Origin of the sequence: Deinococcus aerius (assembly GCF_002897375.1) — a bacterium.
Lineage (GTDB): Bacteria > Deinococcota > Deinococci > Deinococcales > Deinococcaceae > Deinococcus > Deinococcus aerius.
Genome location: NZ_BFAG01000010.1, coordinates 1 through 19,251, shown reverse-complemented (window position 1 = coordinate 19,251; position 19,251 = coordinate 1). Strand labels below are relative to the sequence as shown.

Annotated in this window: 16 protein-coding genes; 5 read left to right on the top strand and 11 right to left on the bottom strand. The window is 72.0% G+C overall.

Annotation, left to right across the window (positions count from 1 at the left end; genetic code table 11):
- Positions 1 to 10: 10 nt before the first annotated feature.
- The 5 genes from DAERI_RS13805 to DAERI_RS23125 all read right to left on the bottom strand — a co-directional run bounded on the left by DAERI_RS13805 (position 11) and on the right by DAERI_RS23125 (position 7,774).
- Complete coding sequence (locus tag DAERI_RS13805) at positions 11 to 1,366, bottom strand: NAD(P)-dependent oxidoreductase (protein ID WP_103130019.1); 1,356 nt, start codon at positions 1,364 to 1,366, stop codon at positions 11 to 13.
- Between the two features lie 566 nt (positions 1,367 to 1,932).
- Complete coding sequence (locus DAERI_RS13800; protein ID WP_103130018.1) at positions 1,933 to 3,600, bottom strand: tyrosine-protein kinase domain-containing protein; 1,668 nt, start codon at positions 3,598 to 3,600, stop codon at positions 1,933 to 1,935.
- Positions 3,601 to 3,668: 68 nt separating this feature from the next.
- Positions 3,669 to 6,668 carry an ATP-binding protein gene (locus DAERI_RS13795; RefSeq protein ID WP_165794211.1) on the bottom strand — a complete coding sequence of 1,000 codons (3,000 nt, stop codon included), beginning with the start codon at positions 6,666 to 6,668 and terminating at the stop codon, positions 3,669 to 3,671.
- A gap of 93 nt (positions 6,669 to 6,761) precedes the next feature.
- Complete coding sequence (locus DAERI_RS13790) at positions 6,762 to 7,607, bottom strand: SDR family oxidoreductase (RefSeq protein ID WP_268806548.1); 846 nt, start codon at positions 7,605 to 7,607, stop codon at positions 6,762 to 6,764.
- Complete coding sequence (locus tag DAERI_RS23125; protein ID WP_268806547.1) at positions 7,565 to 7,774, bottom strand: SDR family NAD(P)-dependent oxidoreductase; 210 nt, start codon at positions 7,772 to 7,774, stop codon at positions 7,565 to 7,567. The genes DAERI_RS13790 and DAERI_RS23125 overlap by 43 nt, the downstream gene beginning before the upstream one ends.
- A 253-nt stretch (positions 7,775 to 8,027) precedes the next feature.
- Here DAERI_RS23125 and DAERI_RS13785 point away from each other — a divergent pair, with 253 nt between their 5' ends.
- From DAERI_RS13785 to DAERI_RS13770, 4 genes are all read left to right on the top strand, one after another.
- Positions 8,028 to 8,906, top strand: a complete 879-nt coding sequence (locus DAERI_RS13785) for a manganese catalase family protein (protein WP_103130016.1) — start codon at positions 8,028 to 8,030, stop codon at positions 8,904 to 8,906.
- Between the two features lie 110 nt (positions 8,907 to 9,016).
- On the top strand, positions 9,017 to 10,525 hold the full coding sequence (gene glpK, locus DAERI_RS13780; RefSeq protein ID WP_103130015.1) for a glycerol kinase GlpK: 1,509 nt from the start codon (positions 9,017 to 9,019) through the stop codon (positions 10,523 to 10,525).
- 40 nt (positions 10,526 to 10,565) lie between these two features.
- Positions 10,566 to 11,345 (top strand): class I SAM-dependent methyltransferase, encoded by a 780-nt coding sequence (locus DAERI_RS13775; protein WP_103130014.1) that lies wholly within the window; start codon positions 10,566 to 10,568, stop codon positions 11,343 to 11,345.
- Between the two features lie 67 nt (positions 11,346 to 11,412).
- Positions 11,413 to 13,020: a glycerol-3-phosphate dehydrogenase/oxidase gene (locus tag DAERI_RS13770; RefSeq protein WP_103130013.1), complete on the top strand. Its 1,608-nt coding sequence runs from the start codon at positions 11,413 to 11,415 to the stop codon at positions 13,018 to 13,020.
- Here the strand turns inward: DAERI_RS13770 and DAERI_RS13765 are convergent.
- Positions 12,983 to 13,192 carry a hypothetical protein gene (locus DAERI_RS13765; protein WP_103130012.1) on the bottom strand — a complete coding sequence of 70 codons (210 nt, stop codon included), beginning with the start codon at positions 13,190 to 13,192 and terminating at the stop codon, positions 12,983 to 12,985. The genes DAERI_RS13770 and DAERI_RS13765 overlap by 38 nt on opposite strands.
- 77 nt (positions 13,193 to 13,269) lie before the next feature.
- A complete protein-coding gene (locus DAERI_RS13760) occupies positions 13,270 to 14,550 on the bottom strand; it encodes a hydroxyacid-oxoacid transhydrogenase (RefSeq protein WP_103130011.1) in 1,281 nt (426 codons plus the stop codon).
- A gap of 209 nt (positions 14,551 to 14,759) precedes the next feature.
- On the opposite strand from DAERI_RS13760, the gene DAERI_RS13755 reads away from it, so the two are divergent.
- A complete protein-coding gene (locus DAERI_RS13755; RefSeq protein ID WP_103130010.1) occupies positions 14,760 to 16,454 on the top strand; it encodes a long-chain-fatty-acid--CoA ligase in 1,695 nt (564 codons plus the stop codon).
- Between the two features lie 165 nt (positions 16,455 to 16,619).
- Here DAERI_RS13755 and DAERI_RS13750 read toward each other — a convergent pair whose 3' ends face one another.
- From DAERI_RS13750 to DAERI_RS13735, 4 genes are all read right to left on the bottom strand, one after another.
- On the bottom strand, positions 16,620 to 16,934 hold the full coding sequence (locus DAERI_RS13750; protein ID WP_103130009.1) for a hypothetical protein: 315 nt from the start codon (positions 16,932 to 16,934) through the stop codon (positions 16,620 to 16,622).
- A gap of 10 nt (positions 16,935 to 16,944) precedes the next feature.
- Positions 16,945 to 17,433, bottom strand: coding sequence for an alpha/beta fold hydrolase (locus DAERI_RS13745; RefSeq protein ID WP_235610391.1), 489 nt, complete (start codon positions 17,431 to 17,433; stop codon positions 16,945 to 16,947).
- Between the two features lie 248 nt (positions 17,434 to 17,681).
- Complete coding sequence (locus DAERI_RS13740) at positions 17,682 to 18,563, bottom strand: hypothetical protein (RefSeq protein ID WP_103130008.1); 882 nt, start codon at positions 18,561 to 18,563, stop codon at positions 17,682 to 17,684.
- A gap of 115 nt (positions 18,564 to 18,678) precedes the next feature.
- On the bottom strand, positions 18,679 to 19,251 hold a 573-nt coding region (locus DAERI_RS13735; RefSeq protein WP_133162037.1), incomplete at its 5' end, for an EAL domain-containing protein.

Sequence of the window (19,251 nt, the reverse complement as noted above, 5' to 3'; positions counted from 1 at the left end):
CCCGACACCACTAATCCGCCGCCACGGGCGAAGCCATCAACGCCGCGTGGATGCTCGCCGCCGCCAGCTTGCCGTCCTGCACGGCCATGACGGTGCTCGCGCTGCCGCGCACCCGGATGCAGTCGCCGCCCGCATAGACCCGGGGCAGGCTCGTTTGCAGCCCGTCGTCCACCTGGATATAGCCGTTTTCGAGGGCGAGGCCGAGTTGGGCGGCGAGCGCCGGTTTCTCCTGCCCGATGGCGGCGATCACCGTGTCACACGGGATCACGAACTCGCTGCCGGGCACGGGTTCGGGGCGGGGGCGGCCCGAGGCGTCGGCCACACCCAGGCTCATCCGCACGCAGCGCAGGCCCGTGACGCGCCCGTCTTCCACCTCCACCCCGACGGGCTGGGTCAGGAAGGTGAAGCGCACCCCCTCGTGCAGGGCGAACTCGTACTCGTGGCGGTAGGCGGTCATCTCGTGTTCCGTGCGGCGGTAGACGATCTCCACCTCCGCGCCGTGCCGCCGCCCCACTGTCGCCGCGTCGATGGCGGTGTTGCCCGCGCCGATGACGACCACTCGCTTCCCGAGCGCGAGCGGCCCCACCTTCAGCCGCCAGGGCTCGACCTTGCTCGCCTCGATGACCGTGAGGCCGTCGAGCACCGCCTCCTCGCCGGGGATGCCCAGGGCCGGGACGGCGCCGAGTCCGAGCCCGAGGAACACCGCGTCGTACTGCGAAAGGAGCACGTCGAGCCCCTCGCGGTCGGTCAGCTCGACCCCGGTGCGGACCTCCACGCCGAGGTTTTGCACCGCCTCCACCTCGCGCAGAGACACCTCCACCGGCTCGCGCAGGCCGATGATGCCGTAGGTGCTCAGGCCGCCGCCCAGTTCGCGCCGCTCGAAGAGCGTGACCCGGTGCCCCAGCTTGGCGAGTTCGGCACTGACGCTGATGCCCGCCGGGCCGCTGCCGATGACGGCTACGCTTCTTCCCGTAGGAGGCGAGGGGGTGAAGACCTGCACGCCGCGCTCAAAAATATGGTCGGTCGCGTACCGCTGGAGGCGCCCGATCTGGATGGGCGTGTGGTCCTTGCCCAGCACGCAGGCGCCCTCGCACAGCTCCTGCACCGGGCACACACGGGCGCAGGTGGCCCCCAGGAAGTTCGCCTCCAGGATGACGCGGCCCGACCCCCGCAGGTTCCCGGTCGAAATCTTGCGGATAAAGCTGGGGATGTCGATGTGCGTCGGGCAGGCCTGCATGCACGGGGCGTCGTAGCAGTACAGGCAGCGGTGGGCCTCGACGGTCGCCTCGTGGGCGGTCAGCGGAGGCAGGGCCTCCTGAAAACGGTACACCTCTGGTTCGGGGACGGCCGGACTCGAACGTTCCATGACTGACCTCGCTTCTCACAGGGGCGGGTCGGTCCGAGCCCTCACGGGAGCTGATTTAACCGAATCTTGATGAATTGTAGGGCGGGGTATGCATAGCGTCAAGCCGTCGGGAGCTTGGCGCCGCGGCCTTTTGCCGAGAAAAAGAGGGGGCGACTCTTGTTCACCCGCCGCCCAATGCAGCAACCCTCCAGTCAAAGCTGGAGGGCTGAAGTCAACGGTTGAGCGCTGGAAGGTGTGCCCCTGGGCGCGTTCATCCTCTGGCCCGGAATCGTTATTGGAAGCTGGCCTGAAGGGATGTCCGAGCTGCGCCCTGATCACCCCTCCCGTTGCTGGGCAGACCGCCCCGGCACACGTACCCCCGGACCGGAAGTGTCGCCCCCGGGGTGGCCTGGCCGCGCTCTGCCCCCTGACCCGCCGCGTGAACTCGTGGGGGCTTGCCCTGTTCACCGGCGATGAGAAGGTCCTCTGCACGGCAGTTCGGAGTCACGTCGGCCCGTCCCCCTGCCGGGTCGAGGGAGCACGGGCCGACCTTCGCCAAAGCCGCGCCGCCTCCCACCGGTGGCCGGTTAAACGCGGGTGGCCCGCAAGTTGGGGTTGGCCGGGGGGCTCGCCTGCTCGCTCCCGTAGCCGTAGCTGTAGTACGCGCTGCCCACCCGCGCGAGTTTGTTGACCACAATGCCCAGCACCCGGACGTTGGCGACCCGGGCGTTTTCCAGGGTGCGCTCCACGTCGGCGAGGCGGGTCTTGGCGCCCTCGACGACGAGCAGGACGCCGTCGGTCGAGGGGGCGACCGCCAGGGTGTCGGGCAGCGAGAGCATGGGGGGCGAGTCGATGAGCACGTAGTCGTAGCCCTGGGCCCAGCGGTCGAGGAGGGCGCGAAAGGTCGCCTGGTTCAGGATGCCCGGCAGGCCGCCGCGGGCGGGCGTTCCGGCGGGCAGCAGGTCCACGTGGGGCGAGACGCGGGTGGCGTGGGCCGCCTCGGGGCGCAGGAACATCTCCGAGACGGTCGTGGCGGGGGGCAGGGCGGGGTCGGTGCCGGGCAGGGGGTGGGTCGCCAGGCGGTCGGGCGACCAGACCTTGAGCTGGGTGGGGCGGCGCAGGTCGGCGTCGACCACGAGTACCCTCAATCCGCTCGCCCCCAGGCTCTCGGCGAGGGCCGCCGTCACCGAACTCTTGCCCTCGCCCGGGTAGGCGCTGGAGACCACCAGGCGGCGGTGCTTGCCCTCCTGGAGGAGCGACTGCACGTTGATGCGCAGGAAGCCCACGCTCTCGTACAGCGGCCCGCTGTGGCTGGCCGCCACGAAGCCCTGCCCCAGGTTCTTGCGCCGCAGCAGCGGGAGTTGGCCCAGCAGCGGCAGGCCCAGCGGCAGCAGGTCCTCGGGGCCGTTGACCCGGCGGCGCAGGCTGTCACTCAGCAGCGCGCCCGCCGCGCTCAGGAAGAGCGCCAGCAGCCCCGCGAGCGCCGCGTTGCGCAGCGGGCGCGGGGAGACCGGGGCGCGGGGGGCGACCGGCTCGGCGACGAGCACGAGGGTACCGCTCGCCGCCGTCTCCAGCACCGCCATCTGCGAGAGGTTTTGCAGCACCTGCCCGCGCGCGGCGATCAGGCTCTGGCGCTCCAGGCTGCTGGGCGGGGTGGCCGCGATGCGGGCGGTGAGGTCCGCGAGCTGCTCTTGCAGGCTCTGGCGCGAGCGAATCACGCCCTGCTTGGCCCGGTTGTTGTCCCAGGCGATGAGCGACTCGACCCCGGCCTCGGCGAGCCGCTGGGCGGCCTGGGGCGTCTCGGCGCGGGCGCGCAGCTCGTACACGCCGCGCTGCTGGGGATCGAGGCGGGCGCGCACCTTGAAGCGCGTGAAGGCGTTGTCGGCGAGTTCCTCGGTGAGGTCGCGGGCGATGCCGCGCACGAGCGCCGGGTCGAGGTCCGTCTTTTGCAGGCGGCCCACCACGCTGTTCAGGACGCTGCGGCTGTGCATGACCTGCTCGACCGCGCCCTGGGGCAGCGGCGGCGCCGTGACGAGCGTGTTGTTGATGAGCGAGTTCTGGGCGTCGTTGTCGACCGCGATCACGCTCGCGCTGGCCTCGTACACGGGCGGCTGCTGGCGCGAGAGCAGGTACGCCCCGCCCGCCGCCAGCGCCGGGGTGAGGAGCAGCCAGGGCGCGTAGCGGCGCAGTGTTCCGAACACCTGCCGGAGGTCGATTTGATCCGCGTTGGGGGCGCGGGAGGGCGGGGTCTGCATATGACCGCCAGTCTAGCAATCCCCCGGTGGGGGCATCGCCGGATTTTTCACGGCGGCGCCCGGGCGGTTCAGGGTTCAGCGGGCAGGCTGAAGGAGAAGGTCGCCCCCCGGCCGGGTTCCCCCTCGGCCCAGACCCGCCCCCCGTGCCGGGTCACGATGCGCTGGACGCTCGCCAGCCCCACGCCGTCGCCCTCGAACTCCTGGGGGCTGTGCAAACGGCGAAAGACCTCGAACACCTGCCCGGCGTGGCCGGGGTCAAAGCCCACCCCGTTGTCGCGCACGTGCAGGACGTGTTCGGCGCCCGCCCGCTCGGCCCAGACCTCGACCACGGCGACCTCGCGGGTCCGGGAATACTTCACGGCGTTGCCGAGCAGGTTTTGCAGGACCTGACGCAGCAGGGTGGGGTCGCCGCGCACGACCGGGAGTTCGCCCACCCGCCACTCGACCCGCCGCCCGCTGAGCTCGGGGAAGAGTTCCTGCCGCACGGCCTCCACCACTTCGGCCAGCGCCACCTCGCTCTTGTGGAGCTCGGCCGACCCCAGCCGGGCAAAGGCGAGCAGGCTGTCGATCAGGGCCGCCATGCGCCGGGCGCTCTCCTCGATGATCTGCGCGTAGCGGGCGGCGCGGGGGTCCCCGGCGACGGCCCGGCGCAGCAGGCCCGCGAAGCTGGCGATGTGCCGCACCGGGGCGCGCAGGTCGTGCGAGGCGCTGGAGGCGAAGGCCTCCAGGTCGCGGTTGGCCGCCTCCAGTTGCGCCTGCTTGCCCGCCAGGGCCCGCGCCGCCTCGGCGCGCTCCAGCGCGAGGCCCAGGCTGCGCACCACCGTCTCCAGGATCATCCGGTCGGTGTCCTGCCACGGCCGGGACTCGAAGAGGGCGACGGCCAGCACCCCGCGCGGCTCGCCGTTGACGAGGACGGGCAGGCTGGCGGTCGTGGTGACGTGCGTGGTGAGGTCCTCCAGCCCGTCCGTGTTCACGTCGTAGCGGTCCTGGTAGAGCGGCTGGCGGGTGTGCCAGGGCGTGGAGAGGTTGCGGGTCTCCTCGAAGGGCAGCCCCGCCTCCACCGCCGCCCGCAGCGCCGGGCTGCCCAGGTCGCCCACCTGCACCCGGAACCGCCAGCGGTCCCCCTCGGGCTCGGCATACACCAGGTAGCCCTCGGGCAGGATGCCGCGCAGGATCTCCTGGGCGCGGCGCACCAGGTCGAGCGGATCGCGGTGCAGGCTCAGGTCGCGCCCGAGTTCGGCGAACGCCTCCAGCACGCTGCCCCGCGCCTCCAGCGCCTCCTTCTGGAGGTGCAGCACCCGCGTGAGGTGGGCCCGCTCGGCCGCGAGGCTCAGGGCGCGGCCCACCGCCCGGAAGACCGCCCGGTCGCGCTCGCCCCAGCGGGTCTTCTCGCGCAGGCCCGCCGCGAGCAGCCCCACGGTCTCCCCCTGCACGGTGACCGGGTAGATTGCGACGGCCCCGTACTCGGGCGCGAGGGGGGCCAGCACGTGGTCCGAGGCCCGCCAGTCCTCCACGAAGAGCGGCCCCCGCGAGGCGGCGGGTCCCGCGAGGAGCGGCATGTCCGCCGGAAAGCCCGCCTGGGCGGCGAGGAGGGTCCCCTCCTCCATGTCCCCGTCCCAGGCCGTCTGCCGCCACAGCTCGCCCCCCCGCTCGTAGTAGCCGGTGCTGCCCTCGCCCAGCGCGCGGTGCAGCACCCCCGCCGCCGCCTGGGTCAGGACCGCGGGGTCGGTCTCGTGGCCGGCCAGCTCGGTGAAGCTCGCAAAGGCCTGGAGGGCGGCGGTCTCGGCGGCCAGCTCGCCCATGCGCGCCCGGAGTTCGCGGGTGCGGGCCTCCACCCGCTCCTCCAGCCGGGCGCTCAGCTCGCGCAGCTCGGTCACGTCCACGCCGGTCACGACCGCGAGCGCGGGGCCGCCGTCCCCCCCGTCCTCAATCAGGGCCGAGGCGTAGCGCACAAAGCCGCGGGTGCCGTCGCCGCGCTCCATCTCGATCTCCTCGCCCCCCACCCGCTCGCCGGTGAGGACCGTGCGGGCGAGCGGCCACTCGTGGCCCTCGTAGCGGCGCCCATCCGGGTGAAACCCCACGTACTCGGCGTACTCCTCGACGTTCCGGCTGGGGCGGTAGGGGATCCGCAGCACGCCCTCGACGGCCCGGTTTCCGGCGACGATGCGGCCCCCCGGCACCTCAGCGATCCAGATCGCGGCGGGCATCTGGTCGAGGATGGCGTGCAGCCGCGCCCGCTCCCGGTCCAGGGCGGCGAGGGCGCGCGCGTTCGCCGCGGCCATCCTGGTCCGCCCCAGGGCGTGCGCGAGCCCCGCCGCGAGCGAGCGCAGGAAGTCCCGCTCCCACTCGCCGAGGACGCGGTCGGTCCCAAACCGCAGCGCCAGCACCCCGATCGTCTCCCCGCCCGTCCCCAGCGGCAGGGCGGCGAACGCGCGGGGAAGGTCCGGCCCCGCCGGCCAGGCGTCCAGCAGGTCCCGCTCCCGCAGGAAGACGCCCTCCGGCTCGTGCAGGGCCCGCGCGACCGGCGAGGCGGCGCCCACGGGCAGGGGGGCCTCCTCCCCCTCCCAGGGTTCCAGCCTCTCGCCGTTCAGTTGCCAGAGGGTGCCGCCCGACGCCCCCAGCACGCGCCCCGCGGTCCCGAAGACGACCCCGGCGGCCTCCGCCACACTGCCCGCCCCGGCCAGCGCCTGGGTGGCGAGGAGCAGGGCCTCGCGGCGCTCATCGAGCAGCCGGCGGTCGGTGACGTCGCGGAAATGGACCGCGATGCCGTCCGCGTGGGGAAAGGCCCGCACCTCCAGCCACAGGCCCAGCGCCGGGTCGTGCAGGTCGAACTGGCAGCCCTGGCGCGTCTGCATCACCCGGCGGTACTCGGTCTCCGGCGCCCCGGAAAAGCAGTCCCACAGGACGCGCCCCAGCAGGTCGGCGGGCGTGACCCCCAGGAGCGCCGCCGCGCGGCGGTTGACCAGCGTGAAGCGCCACCCCCCGTCCACCGCGAAGAAGGGGTCCGGCAGGCCGTCGAGCAGCGCCGCCGGGTCGAGCTGGGGGGAAACGGGGGAGTCTGGAATCACGCCGGGCCTATCCCGAAATGCTAAGGGGTGGCCGGGGCCAACGGCAGATTCCGCCATATTCATAAAAAGAACGTTAAGAGACTTTCCCCGCCCTCAGGGCCGCCGCGAGAGGCGCCACAGGGCGGCGGCCAGGCCCGCCACGAGCAGGCCTGCCCCGATCTGCCCGAAGCGCGACGCCGCGGCAGTGTAGGCACTCGTCTCCCGCACCTGTCCGGGGTAATCCCCGCGTTCAGCGAGGCGCTCCGAGGGGTGGTCGAGGGCGTTGCGCTCGCGGGGCAGCGGGGGCTTGTCGCTGTGGGTCCGGGAGATGACGGTGGCGGCCATGCCCCGCTCGGTCATGCCCGGGGCAAACTCGCCAAAGGCGGCCATGCCGCGGCCACCGCCGCCCACGAAGAGTTCGCGGGTCGGGGTGGTCGCGGCCCGCAGGACCGCCCGGGCGACCGTCTCGGGGGCGTACACGGGCGGCACGTGCTGCGGCTCGGCGTTCAGGTAGTTGCGGGCGTTCAGCGGGAAGGGGGTGTCGATGGGTCCCGGCTTGATCAGCGTGACGGCGACGGGCGCTCCCTCGTGTTCCAATTCCATCCGCAGGCCGTCGGTGAAGGCCTTGACGGCGTGCTTGGTCGCGGAGTACAGCGCCTGGAGCGGGATGGTCTGCTCGGAGGCGACGCTCCCCATGTTGATGAGCGCGCCGCCGGGTCCCTTCAGGTACGCCGCCGCCACCCGCGAGCCGTACACCACGCCCCAGAAGTTGACCTCGAAGAGGCGGCGCATGTCCCCCACCTCCAGCTCCTCCAGGGTGCCGTACAGGCCCACGCCCGCGTTGTTCACCCAGGTGTCGAAGGTGCCGAAGGTCGAGAGCGCCAGGTCCGCCAGGCGCCGCACGTCCTCCTCCCGGCTCACATCGGTGACGGCGTAGGTCGCCTCCCCGCCCCCGTCCACGATCTCCCGATCTCCCGGGTGAGCTGGCGCAGGGCCTCCTCGCTGCGGGCGGCGAGGACCAGCCGGGCGCCCCCCTTGGCCGCCATCCGCGCGGTCGTGAGCCCGATCCCGCTCGACGCGCCGGTGATCACCATGACCTGCTCGTTCAGGGGTTTGAGTTTCACCATGTCCGCCTCCGAGCAGAGTCTTTCGGGCCTGGGGGGTGAGTTTGACGCGACTCGGGTAAAGCCCGGAGAGGGTCAACGCTTCCTCAAGGTGACCGCCGGGGCACCCATGAGGCCGGGGTAAAGCGTCGCCCAGACAAAAGGGGCAGGGCATGAAGCCTTGGCTACGCCCCACTCAAGGCGGCGCTCACAGCCTGGCCCGGCCCGGGTGTTCCAATGCGGCAGAGCCCGATTTTGCAGGACCAGGAGGGGAAAGATGTTCTATTACGACGGCAAGCTCCAGTATCCCGTGCGTGTCGAAACTCCCGATCCCCGCTTCGCGCGGGCGCTCCAGCAGGCCATCGGCGGGGTCGAGGGCGAGATACGGGTGTGTCTCCAGTACCTCTTCCAGGCGTTCGGGTCGCGCGGCCCCAAGAAGTACCGCGACATGCTGCTGGCGACCGGCACCGAGGAGATCGCCCACATCGAGATGCTGGCGACCGCCGTGGCGATGAACCTGGAGGGGGCGCCGGGCGCGGTGCAGGAGGCCGCCGCGCGGGCCAATCCTCTGGTCGAGGCCGTGATGGGCGGGGGCGACCCCCGGCAGTACCTCTCGGCGGGCCTGGCCGCCCTGGCCGCCGACGCGAACGGGGTGCCCTTCGACGGCTCGCACGTGTACGCGAGCGGCAACATCGCCGCCGACATGTACTCCAACGTGACCGCCGAGGCGACGGGCCGCGCGCTCGCCTGCCGCCTCTTCGAACTCACCGACGACCCCGGCATGAAGGACATGCTGCGCTTCCTGATCGCCCGCGACACCATGCACCAGCAGCAGTGGCTCGCCGTGATCGAGGAACTCGGCGGGCACCCGGGCACGCTGCCCATCCCCAACTCCTTCCCGGTGCAGGAGGAGCTGCGCGAGGTGAGCTACGACTACGTCTTCACCGGGATCGAGGGCGTGCAGCCCCCCATGGGCCGCTTCACCCAGGGCCCCTCGCTCGACGGCCTGGGGGAATTCCGTGTGGTCGCCGCCCAGCCCAGGGGCCAGGAACCCCAGCTCGCCCCTCCCCTGCCCGAGGCCTACGCTGAGAGCCAGCAGATGATGGGCGCCGCCGGCCTGAGCGGCAGCAGCGCGGGCACGAGTTCGGACGACTGAGCGCAACCCGTCGTGGGGCGGTGGATGGGAGCGGGAGCCCGTCCACCGCTCTTCTGTTGCCGCACCCCCAAACCTCTTTCCCTTTTAGACTCCTGGCAGAAGGAGTCGCCATGTCCCAGTACATCCTCGCCCTGGACCAGGGCACCACGAGCAGCCGCGCCATCGTGTTTGACCGGGAGGGCGGGGTGCGCTCCGCCGCGCAGAAGGAGTTTACGCAGCGTTTCCCGCGCCCGGGCTGGGTGGAACACGACCCGCTGGAAATCTGGAGTACCCAGAGCGGCGTGGCCCAGGAGGCGATGACCCGGGCGGGGCTGCGAGCCGCTGACATTGCCGCCATCGGCATCACCAACCAGCGCGAGACGGTGATCGTGTGGGACCGCCGCACGGGCGAGCCGGTCTATCCCGCCATCGTGTGGCAGGACCGCCGCACCGCTGGCCTGTGCGAGGAGCTGCGGGCGCGGGGGCACGAGAACACCTTCCGGGAGAAGACCGGCCTCCTCCTCGACGCCTACTTCAGCGGGACGAAGGTGCGCTGGATTCTGGACCACGTGGAGGGGGCGCGCGCGCGGGCCGAGCGGGGCGACCTCGCCTTCGGCACTGTGGACTCGTGGCTGGTGTACCACCTGACCGGCGGGGAGCTGCACCTCACCGACGCGACGAATGCCAGCCGCACGCTGCTGTACAACATCCACACCGGGGACTGGGACGACGAGCTGCTGGGCCTGCTGGACGTGCCGCGCGCCCTGCTGCCGGAGGTGAGGAGCAGCAGCGAGGTGTACGGGACGACCGCCGAGGGGCTGTTCGGCGCCCGCATCCCCATCGCGGGGATCGCGGGGGACCAGCAGGCGGCGACCTTCGGGCAGGCGTGCCTGACGCCGGGTATGGCGAAGAACACCTACGGCACCGGCTGCTTCATGCTGATGAATACGGGGCCGGGGGCGGTCCCCAGCGCCAACCGGCTGCTCACCACGGTCGCCTGGCAACTGGGCGGCGAGCGGACCTACGCGCTGGAGGGCAGCGTCTTCGTGGCGGGCGCGGTCGTGCAGTGGCTGCGCGACGGGCTGGGCATCATCCGCGAGAGCGGCGAGGTCGAGGCGCTGGCGACGAGCGTGCCGTCCTCGGGGGGGGTGGTCCTGGTGCCCGCCTTCGTGGGGCTGGGGGCGCCGTACTGGGACCCCTACGCGCGGGGCACGCTGGTCGGGATGACGCGGGGCACGACGGCGGCGCACATCGCCCGCGCGGCGCTCGAATCCATCGCCTACCAGTCGGCCGATCTCCTCGCCGCGATGGGGCAGGACAGCCACGCGCCCCTGCGCGAGCTGCGGGTGGACGGCGGCGCGAGTACGAACAACCTCCTGATGCAGTTCCAGGCCGACCTGCTGGGCTTGCCCGTCGTGCGGCCCCGGGTGACCGAGACGACCGCGCTGGGGGCCGCCTCGCTGGCCGGGCTGGCGGTGGGCTACTGGCAGGACACCGGGGACATTACCCGCCGCTGGCAGGTGGACCGCGTCTTCGAGCCCCGGATGGAAGAGGCCGAGCGTGGGGAGCGGCTGCACCGCTGGCGCCGGGCGGTGGAGCGCAGCCGGGCGTGGGAGGAGGGGGAAACGGTCGGGAGCTGAAGCCCCTGCCGGGGTCATGCCGGGGTAGGCTCAACTCGAAATGAGCGATCTGTTCGCGGGCACTGCCCCGTACTATGCCCGTTACCGCCCCGGCTACCCGGACGCGGTGCTCGGGCACCTGCGGGCCGCCTTCACCCTGGACGGCAGCGGGCGGCTGCTCGACCTCGGATGCGGCACCGGCGAGGTGGCCCGCCCGCTGCACGCGAATTTTGAGGAAGTGGTCGGGCTCGACGTCAGCCCCGAGATGATCGCCGAGGCGGGGCGGCAGAGTGCCCGCGCGGGGATCGCCAACATCCGGTGGCTTTGCCTGCCCGCCGAGGCCATCTCCGGGGAGCTGGGGCATTTCCGCCTGGTGACCCTGGGCAACGCGTTTCACTGGATGCGCCAGGACGAGGTGCTGGGCAAGGCCTACGACCTGCTGTCCAGTGGCGGCGTGGCGATCCTGGGCCATCCGGGGGGCATCTGGACCGGGACAGACGCCTGGGAACGCGCCGTGCGGGAGAGTCTCGTTCGCTGGCTCGGACCACGGCGGCGGACCCGAACCGGCCCGTTCATGGCCGAGGAAGGCGCCGAACGTCGGGCCCTCTCCCGTTCACGGCTCGTGGACGTCACGGCGGGAGAACACCGCTGGTCGCGTGAGGTGGAGGTGGACACCATCGTGGGCGAACTCTTCTCGACCTCGTTTGCCAGCCGGGCCCTGCTGGGTGAGCACGCGGACGCCTTCGAGGCGGACGTGCGGCGCTCCCTCCTGGCCCTCGATCCTTCCGGGCGGTTCGTGCAGCAGCTGCGCACCGAGTACATTTTCGCCTATAAACGTTGAAACCCGGGGGCGTCCGGATGATTGCCACCGCCCCCCACGTTGACCCCCTCCCCCCGAAAGGACCCCCATGCCCCAGGACCCCCGCCCCGCCGCCCTCGTCGCCGCCACCGCCCCCACCACCTGGGATGTCCTCGTGATCGGGGGGGGAGCCTCGGGGCTGGGCACCGCCGTGGAGGCCGCCTCGCGGGGGCACCGGACGCTGCTGCTGGAGGGGCGCGACTACGCGGCGGGCACGAGCAGCCGCTCGACGAAGCTCGTGCACGGGGGCGTGCGGTACCTGGCGCAGGGCAACGTGTCGCTGGTGCGCGAGGCGCTGCGCGAGCGCGGGCTGCTGCGGCGCAACGCCCCCCACCTCGTCCGCGACCTGGGCTTCGTGGTGCCCGCCTACGACTGGTGGGCCGGGCCGTACTACGGGGTGGGCCTGAAGCTGTACGACCTCCTCGCCGGGCGGCTCAACCTGGGGACCAGCAAGTACCTGGGCCGGGACGCCGCGCTGGAGCGCACCCCCACCCTCCAGACGGAGGGACTCAAGGGCGGCATCCTCTACTTCGACGGCCAGTTCGACGACGCGCGGCTCGCGGTCACCCTGCTGCGGACCCTGGAGGATCACGGCGGCGTGGCCCTGAACTACGCGCCGGTGACCGGGCTGTTGAAGGAGGACGGCAAGGTGGTGGGCGCCCGCTTCCACGACGCCGAGACGGGCGGCGAGTACGAGGTGCGGGCGCGGGCGGTGGTGAACGCGACGGGTGTGTGGGTGGACGAGATCCGGCGGATGGAGGACCCCGGGGTAAAGCCCATGCTCTCCCCCAGCCAGGGGGCGCACGTCGTGGTGGACCGCCGTTTCCTGCCGGGCGACAGCGCGATCATGATTCCGCGCACGGACGACGGGCGGGTGCTGTTCGCGGTGCCCTGGCACGACCATGTGGTGATCGGCACGACCGACACGCCGGTCCCCGAGGCCAGCCCCGACCCTCGCCCGCTGGAGGAGGAGATCGCGTTCATCCTGAGCACCGCCGGGCGCTACCTGGACCCCGCCCCCACCCGGGCGGATGTCCGCAGCGTGTTCGCCGGGCTGCGGCCCCTGGTGAAGAACGAGAAGACCGACGGGGTGGGCTCGACGGCGGCCCTCTCGCGCGACCACGTGATCCGGGTCTCGCCGGGCGGCCTGATCACCCTCACGGGCGGCAAGTGGACGACCTACCGCCGCATGGGGGAGGACACCGTGGACCGGGCCGAGCGGCTGGCGGGTCTGCCGGAGCGCCTGAGCGTGACGCCCGGCCTGCACCTGCATGGCTGGTCGCGGGAGGAGCGCCCCGACCACTGGAAGGTCTACGGCAGCGACGCCGAGCGGGTACAGGCCTTGCCCGGCGCCGACCGGCTCCTCCACCCCGAGTTGCCCTACACCGAGGCCGAACTGCGCTGGGGCATCCGCTGTGAGGGGGCACGCACCGTCGAGGACCTGCTCGCCCGGCGCACCCGCGCCCTGCTGCTGAACGCCCGGGCGAGCATCGAGGCCGCCCCGCGCGCCGCCGCCCTCCTCGCCGAGGAACTCGGGAAGGACGCGGCGTGGGCGGGGGAGCAGGTGCGGCGTTACCGGGAGGTGGCGGGGGGATACATTCTGGGTGAACTCCCCACGGTCAGTGATCCACAGGCCTCCGTTCCCTCGGCAGGCTGAGGTCGGACTTGTCCACCCCCTCCGTCGCGGGCTCGGTTCCGGGGTCCTCGCGGAGCAGCTCGCGCATCTCGCGGTCGGCCGCCTCCGAGACCTCGGGGGTCCAGCGGCCGTGCTCGGTCGGGGTGCCCGTGTCCTCCTGCGGATGATCCTGGCGGTCGTCGTTGTCGTTCATGGCGTACCTCCCGCCTATTGAACGCGCCCGGGGACCGGCCTGGGCAAGAATCCCCTCCCCTCCTCCCCAGGAAAGCTTTATCCCTCCCCGTTGTGCAGGGACGCCCGCAGGATGCCCTCCAGGTCTTCCGCCGTCGGCATCCTCGGCGCGACGGCCAGGAGGCGCTGCTGCTTGAGGGCTCCGGCCACGAGGGCGGGGAGGTCGGCCTCCCCGTAACCGAGTTCGGCCACCCCGCTCGGGGCCTCCACATCGCGCATCAGGTCGAGGAGGGCGTTCGGGAGGGCGTCCGCGTCGTCCGGCTCGTACTCCTGCCCGGTGAGGAGGCTGGCCGCGTACACGTGCTTGGCGGGATCGGCCCCAAAGGTAAAGCGGAAGGCGGCGGGGGCGGTCACGATCACGCTGAAGCCGTGGGGCACGAAGGCGTGGTCCTCCGGGTAGCCGGGGGCGTGATAGGTGTGACGCAACCCCGCGATGGGGTACGCGCAGGCGTGCGGGATATGCACCCCCGCCGAGCCGAAGCCCACCCCCGCCATCGTCGCCGAGAGCATCATGAAGCCGCGCGCCTCCACGTCGTCCGGGTCGCGCACCGCCCGGCGCAGATACTGGCCGCCGTAGCGCAGCGCCTGCGCTGACCACAGGTCCGCCACCGGGTTGCTCCCCTGGTAGGGGGGCCGCGTATCGGGCGAGGCGGGGCGCGGGCGGGTGGTGTAGGGACGGCTCAGCAGGCTCTCGGCGGCGTGGCACACCACGTCCAGGCCCGCCGAGGCGATCACGGGGCCCGGCGCGGTGCGCGTCAGCTCGGGGTCCACGATGGCCTGGGCGGGGCGCAGGTAACGGTGGCTGATCCCGCTCTTGACCCCCAGTTCGGGCAGGTCGAGGATCGCCACCGTGGTCGCCTCCGACCCCGAGCCCGCGGTCGTCGGGATGGCAAGGAGGGGCCGCAGCGGGCCGGGGAGGGGGCGACCGCCACCGACCGGCGGGTTCACGTAGTCCATCACGCCGCCGCCGTGGGTGCACAGCAGGTTGGCGACCTTCGCCGTGTCGATGGTGGAACCGCCGCCCAGGGCCACGAAACCGTCCACCCCCGCCCCCCGCGCGGCGGTCGCAGCCCGCTCCAGGCTGCCGAGGTCGGGTTCTACCCGGATGTCGGTGTAGACGACGGGATCAATCCCGGAAGCCCGCAGGCTGTCCAGCACGCCCCGCGCCGCCTCGCCCCCCGCCAGCGCCGGGTCGAGGGCCACGAACGCCCGCCGGATACCGAGCCGGGCGGCCTCCCAGCCCGCGTCGGCGGCGGCGCCGGGACCGAACTTGACGGGCGTGGCCTCGATGGTGAAGAGGGTTTCGTGGTCGGGAAGCATGGGAAACCTCCGGGAAAGGGGACGGGTAGCCTGTGCGGGTCAAGCTAGCACCCCGCCCGCCCCTGCTCGTCACGTGACGAGTAGCGGGGGACATGCGCCGGAGCGGGGTTTTGCCTTAGACTCTGTTCACATTTCATTCCAGTCCCCGCCGCCGCGCCCTTGCCGTGGGTGGCGCAGCCCGCTCTCCCCCACTCCTCCCGGAGGCTTCCATGACCCAGGATCACCCCACCGAACCGCCCCGTCCCGCCCCGCCCGCCACCCGCAGCGTGGGGCACTACTGGCCCGAGGGCAAGCCGCGCAGCCTGACGATTCCCCGCACCAGCCTGATGCACAACCTGCGCGTGTCCGCCGAGCGGTACCCCGACAAGGTGGCCCTGTGGTTCTACGGCCGCGAGATGACGTACCGCGAGCTGCGCGAGGGGGCCGAGCGGCTGGCCGGGCACCTCGCCGAGCAGGGGGTGGGCAAGGGCGACCGTGTGGCGGTGTGGCTCCAGAACAGCCCCGCCTGGGCCGTGGCCGCCCACGCGGTCTGGCAGCTCGGCGGGGTCGTGGTGCCGCTCGCCCCCATGCTCCAGGCCCGCGAGTTCGCCTACTTCCTGGGGGACGCGGGGGTCAAGGTCGGGGTGGTCGGTGCCGAGCTGTACGAGCGGGCCAAGCAGGGGGGCCTCGAACATGCTGTCGTGGCGAACATCATGCGGGGCACCGACGCGGGGCGGGCGGGCGTGCCCCTTCCCGAGGGGCTGGACGTGAACCCCGAGGTGCGGGAGGGGGACACCACCCTGGAGGACGCCCTGAATCACCACCCCGCCCCCGCCGCCGAGGTGGGCGCCGACGACCTCGCCGTGCTCCCCTATACGAGCGGCACGACCGGGCTGCCCAAGGGGGCCATGCACACCCACGGGAGCGTGCAGGCCAACGTCTTCGGGGCGGGCGTGTGGGTGGACGGCACGGTGGAGGACGTGTTCCTCGCCACCCTGCCCTTCTTCCACGTGACCGGCTTCGTGAACAGCCTGCTCGCGCCCATCAACGGCGGCGCCAAGATCGTCGTCATGGCCCGCTGGGACCGGGACGTGGCGCGGGAACTCATCCGGCGGCACGGGGTGGTCCGCTGGACGAACACCGCCACGATGGTGATCGACCTGATGGCCTCCCCCCACTTCAGGCCGGAGGATTTGAGCAGCGTGCGCGACATCACGGGCGGCGGGGCCTCGCTGCCTGCCGCCATCGGGCAGCGGCTGCTCGACCTGACGGGCATCACCTTCATCGAGGGGTACGGCCTGACCGAGACGATGGCGCAGACGCACACCAACCCCAAGGGCCGCCAGAAACTCCAGTGCCTGGGCATCCCGCTCTTCGACGTGGACGCGCGGGTGGTGGACCTCGACACCGGGGAGGAACTCCCGGCGGGGGGCGTCGGCGAGATCGTGATTCACGGCCCGCAGGTCATGCAGGGCTACTGGAACCGCCCCGAGGCGACCGAGGAGGCCTTTACCGAGATCGGCGGCAAGCGCTTCTTCCGCACCGGGGACCTGGGCTACCGGGACGAGGAGGGGTACTTCTTCTTCACCGACCGCCTCAAGCGCATGGTGAACGTCTCGGGCATGAAGGTCTGGCCCGCCGAGGTCGAGAACACCCTCCACGGCCACCCCGCCGTGCAGGAGGCCTGCGTGATCGCCGTGCCCGACGAGCGCACCGGCGAGCGCGCCCGGGCGCTCATCGTCCTGAAGCCGGGGCAGAGCGCGACCGGGGAGGAGATCGAGGCCTGGGCGCGGACCCAGATGGCGACCTACAAGGTGCCCCGCGACTACCGCTTCGTGGAGAGCCTGCCGCGCGGCGCGACGGGCAAGGTTGCCTGGCGCCCCCTCCAGGAACAGGCCCGCGCCGAGATGACCGGGCAGAGGTAGGAGGAGGAAAAGGGGGCGGGGCCAGTTGAACGGCCCCGCCCCCACGTCTTGAGCATGGACTCGGGAAGAGCCCTACCCGCTGCTTGACCAAGGCCCCCCGGAGGGAAGAAGCTCTCCCGGGGCGAGGAATTTTCCCGGTGTCGGGACGCTTTTCCGTCCAATGCTTCAGGCCTGACTCCCGGTTCCCACGAGTGCCCGCCGCGCCACCGCCATGATCCAGGTGCGCGCCTCCAGGGCGGTGCGGGCATGGCAGTCGGCGCGACGCGCGATGAGCAAAAACGCCTCCTGGACGTGCGGCTCCGGGTCGTGGTGCCCCGCGCGGCGGGCGAGGGCATACAGGGAGGGGGCGTACCGGCGGTGCAGTTCCCTCAGGGCACGGGGGTCTCCCCGGGGGAGGGCACACAGCAGCTCGGCGTCCGAATGCCCCTCCCGGCCTGTTACGGGACGCCCTGAACTCTTGCCCTGGCCGGAAAGGAACATGCGGGCAGCCTCAGCGGAGGTTGTTGGCGCGCGCCCAGCTCAGGATCGCGGCGTTGGCGGCGCTCGCCTTCTCGAAGATCGCCGCGTGCGCCGCCCCCGGGATGATGACCAGCTTGCTTCCCGGGATGTTCTGCCCCATCTTCAGGCTAAATTCCGGCGGATACACCGTGTCCTCCAGCCCCTCGATGATCAGGGTCGGCACCGTGATCGTCTTCAGGGTCGGGATGGAGTCGGGCCGCGTCGCCAGCACGTTCGCCCCCGCCACATCCGCCGCTACGCTGGCCTGCTTCACGATGTTGGTCAGGAACATGGCGTCGGCGGGTCGGTTCACCCGCGTCTGGCCGGTCAGCATGTCCTTGAGCAGTTCGGGGGCGAGCGACTGCGGGCCGTAGGTGCTCGCCTTCTGCGCCATGCCCTTCCAGAGGTTCTGCTCCACGATGGAGGCGGGGTTGGCGCTGGTTTCGCTGGCCCTCAGCATGACGACCTTTTTGCGCCCCACGCCAGGAGGCCCTCCGCCGGACCCGCGGCGCCGCCCGCCACTTCAGGCCCGGGGCAGCAGGGCCACCTGCCCCGGGGCTGTGGATGAACAGGCACCGGCCCGCGCCGAAGTGGCCCAGCGTCCCGGGGTCCGGCAAGCTTTGCCGAGGAAGCTGGGCATTCCCCGCCAGGACCATTTGGACGGGTCCGCCGTCCCTCTCCTTCCCCAGGCTGGGCCCCGCGCCAGGAGGCTCGCCCGGCTGCCCGACATCACCCCTGGGCGGCCAGTTCCACCGGCTGGAGGGTGAGGTCCATGCTGCCCGTGAGGCGCCCGCTCGCGTGGGCGGCGCAGCGGAAGGTGTGAAGCCCCCCGTCCCCTGCGGTGGGGGTGACTTCAAACCGGGCGGGCTCCCCGGCCCAGCAGAAGTCCTGGGCCTCGACGCGGCCGCGAACCACCCGGTAGGGCACCGGCCCGTCACCCAGGCCCATCCCCGCGAGCTGGGCGAGTTGCCCCATCAGGATGGCGACGGGCATGGCGGGGTAGTGTTCGAAGTGCCCGGCGCAGGCCTCGGCGGGCACGTGATCCAGGGCGCGGGTGAGGGTCGCGCCGCGCCGCTCGATGTGGCCGGGCGGCAGGGCGGCCATGGCCCCGCTCTCGGGGGTCAGCCTGCGGCGCGATTGAAAAAGCCGCTCGAAGGCGGCCTCGGTGAGGACCGTGTACTCGACCTCCAGACGCGCGAGCGGCGCCCCCTGGGCCGTCGCCTCGATGGAGGCGCGCGCCGACCGCTTGGAGAGGTCGGCCAACGAGGCGCGCAGCGTGACCGGCGAGCCGTACGGCGCGTCACTCGGGTGGCCCTCGTACCAGGCCTGCTGGGCGAGGTAGTACCGCCGCTTGTCGTCCCCCTGCGCCAGCGCCGCCCGGCACAGCCCGGCGATGGCCGCGTGGCGGCTCAGGTCCGCCCCCTGGATGGGGCCGAGTTCGGCGCCCTGCGGCACCTCCGCGCGCACCTGGGCCGCGAAGGTCTCGCCGTCGAACGCCATCTCGCGCAGGGCGAAATACGGCGGGCGCACGCAAATGCGGCTCAGCAGGGCTTCTTCCTCCACCCGAGCGGGCTTGACGGGGATGGGTCCGGTGAACGGAACTTGCAACATACTCAACTCCTGGGCGGTGAGGATCACCGCTTCTCTGGGCGGGTAATTAAAGATCAGCTAAAGGGGTGGACCCAAGATATATGCAACGCTCGGGAGTTTGGATCTTCATTAAAACTTAATTGATCCGGCGAGCGCTCTGCTCCTCGGCCTCCGCACGCCCGGGTCCGGGGGTCCGGCGCAGGTGCGCCTCCAGCTCGTGGGGAGGGAGGGGCCTGGACCAGTAGAAGCCCTGGCCCACGTGGCAGCCCAGGTCGCGCACCACGTCGAGCTGGGCCTGCGTCTCGATCCCCTCCGCGACCACCTGGAGGTCGAGCGTCTGCGCCACGGTCAGGATCGCCTCGATCAGGGCGAGGGCGTACTGGGGAGCGCGGCGGGGCGCACTCAGGTCGCGCACGAAGGAGCGGTCGATCTTGATGCTGCTGATCGGCAGGTCCCGCAGGTACGACAAGGACGAGTACCCCGTCCCGAAGTCGTCGATGGTCAGGGCCAGGCCCAGGTGCTGGAGGGTGCGCAGCGTCTGCTGCACCGTCTGGGAATCCCGCAGCAGGGCCCCCTCCGTGAGTTCAAGTTCAAGCTGGCCCGCGGACACCCCTGTGCTTTTCAGCGCAGCCGTCACTACGTCCACGAAGTCCGGCTGGGCGAGCTGAAGCGGCGCCACGTTGACGGCGACCCTGACCGCCCGCCCGGT

Coding starts and splice junctions, on each gene's coding strand:
- DAERI_RS13805 (WP_103130019.1), bottom strand. CDS start 1,366: ATGGAACGTTCGAGTCCGGCCGTCCCCGAACCAGAGGTGTACCGTTTT.
- DAERI_RS13800 (WP_103130018.1), bottom strand. CDS start 3,600: ATGCAGACCCCGCCCTCCCGCGCCCCCAACGCGGATCAAATCGACCTC.
- DAERI_RS23125 (WP_268806547.1), bottom strand. CDS start 7,774: ATGGTGAAACTCAAACCCCTGAACGAGCAGGTCATGGTGATCACCGGC.
- DAERI_RS13785 (WP_103130016.1), top strand. CDS start 8,028: ATGTTCTATTACGACGGCAAGCTCCAGTATCCCGTGCGTGTCGAAACT.
- glpK (WP_103130015.1), top strand. CDS start 9,017: ATGTCCCAGTACATCCTCGCCCTGGACCAGGGCACCACGAGCAGCCGC.
- DAERI_RS13775 (WP_103130014.1), top strand. CDS start 10,566: ATGAGCGATCTGTTCGCGGGCACTGCCCCGTACTATGCCCGTTACCGC.
- DAERI_RS13770 (WP_103130013.1), top strand. CDS start 11,413: ATGCCCCAGGACCCCCGCCCCGCCGCCCTCGTCGCCGCCACCGCCCCC.
- DAERI_RS13765 (WP_103130012.1), bottom strand. CDS start 13,192: ATGAACGACAACGACGACCGCCAGGATCATCCGCAGGAGGACACGGGC.
- DAERI_RS13760 (WP_103130011.1), bottom strand. CDS start 14,550: ATGCTTCCCGACCACGAAACCCTCTTCACCATCGAGGCCACGCCCGTC.
- DAERI_RS13755 (WP_103130010.1), top strand. CDS start 14,760: ATGACCCAGGATCACCCCACCGAACCGCCCCGTCCCGCCCCGCCCGCC.
- DAERI_RS13750 (WP_103130009.1), bottom strand. CDS start 16,934: ATGTTCCTTTCCGGCCAGGGCAAGAGTTCAGGGCGTCCCGTAACAGGC.
- DAERI_RS13740 (WP_103130008.1), bottom strand. CDS start 18,563: ATGTTGCAAGTTCCGTTCACCGGACCCATCCCCGTCAAGCCCGCTCGG.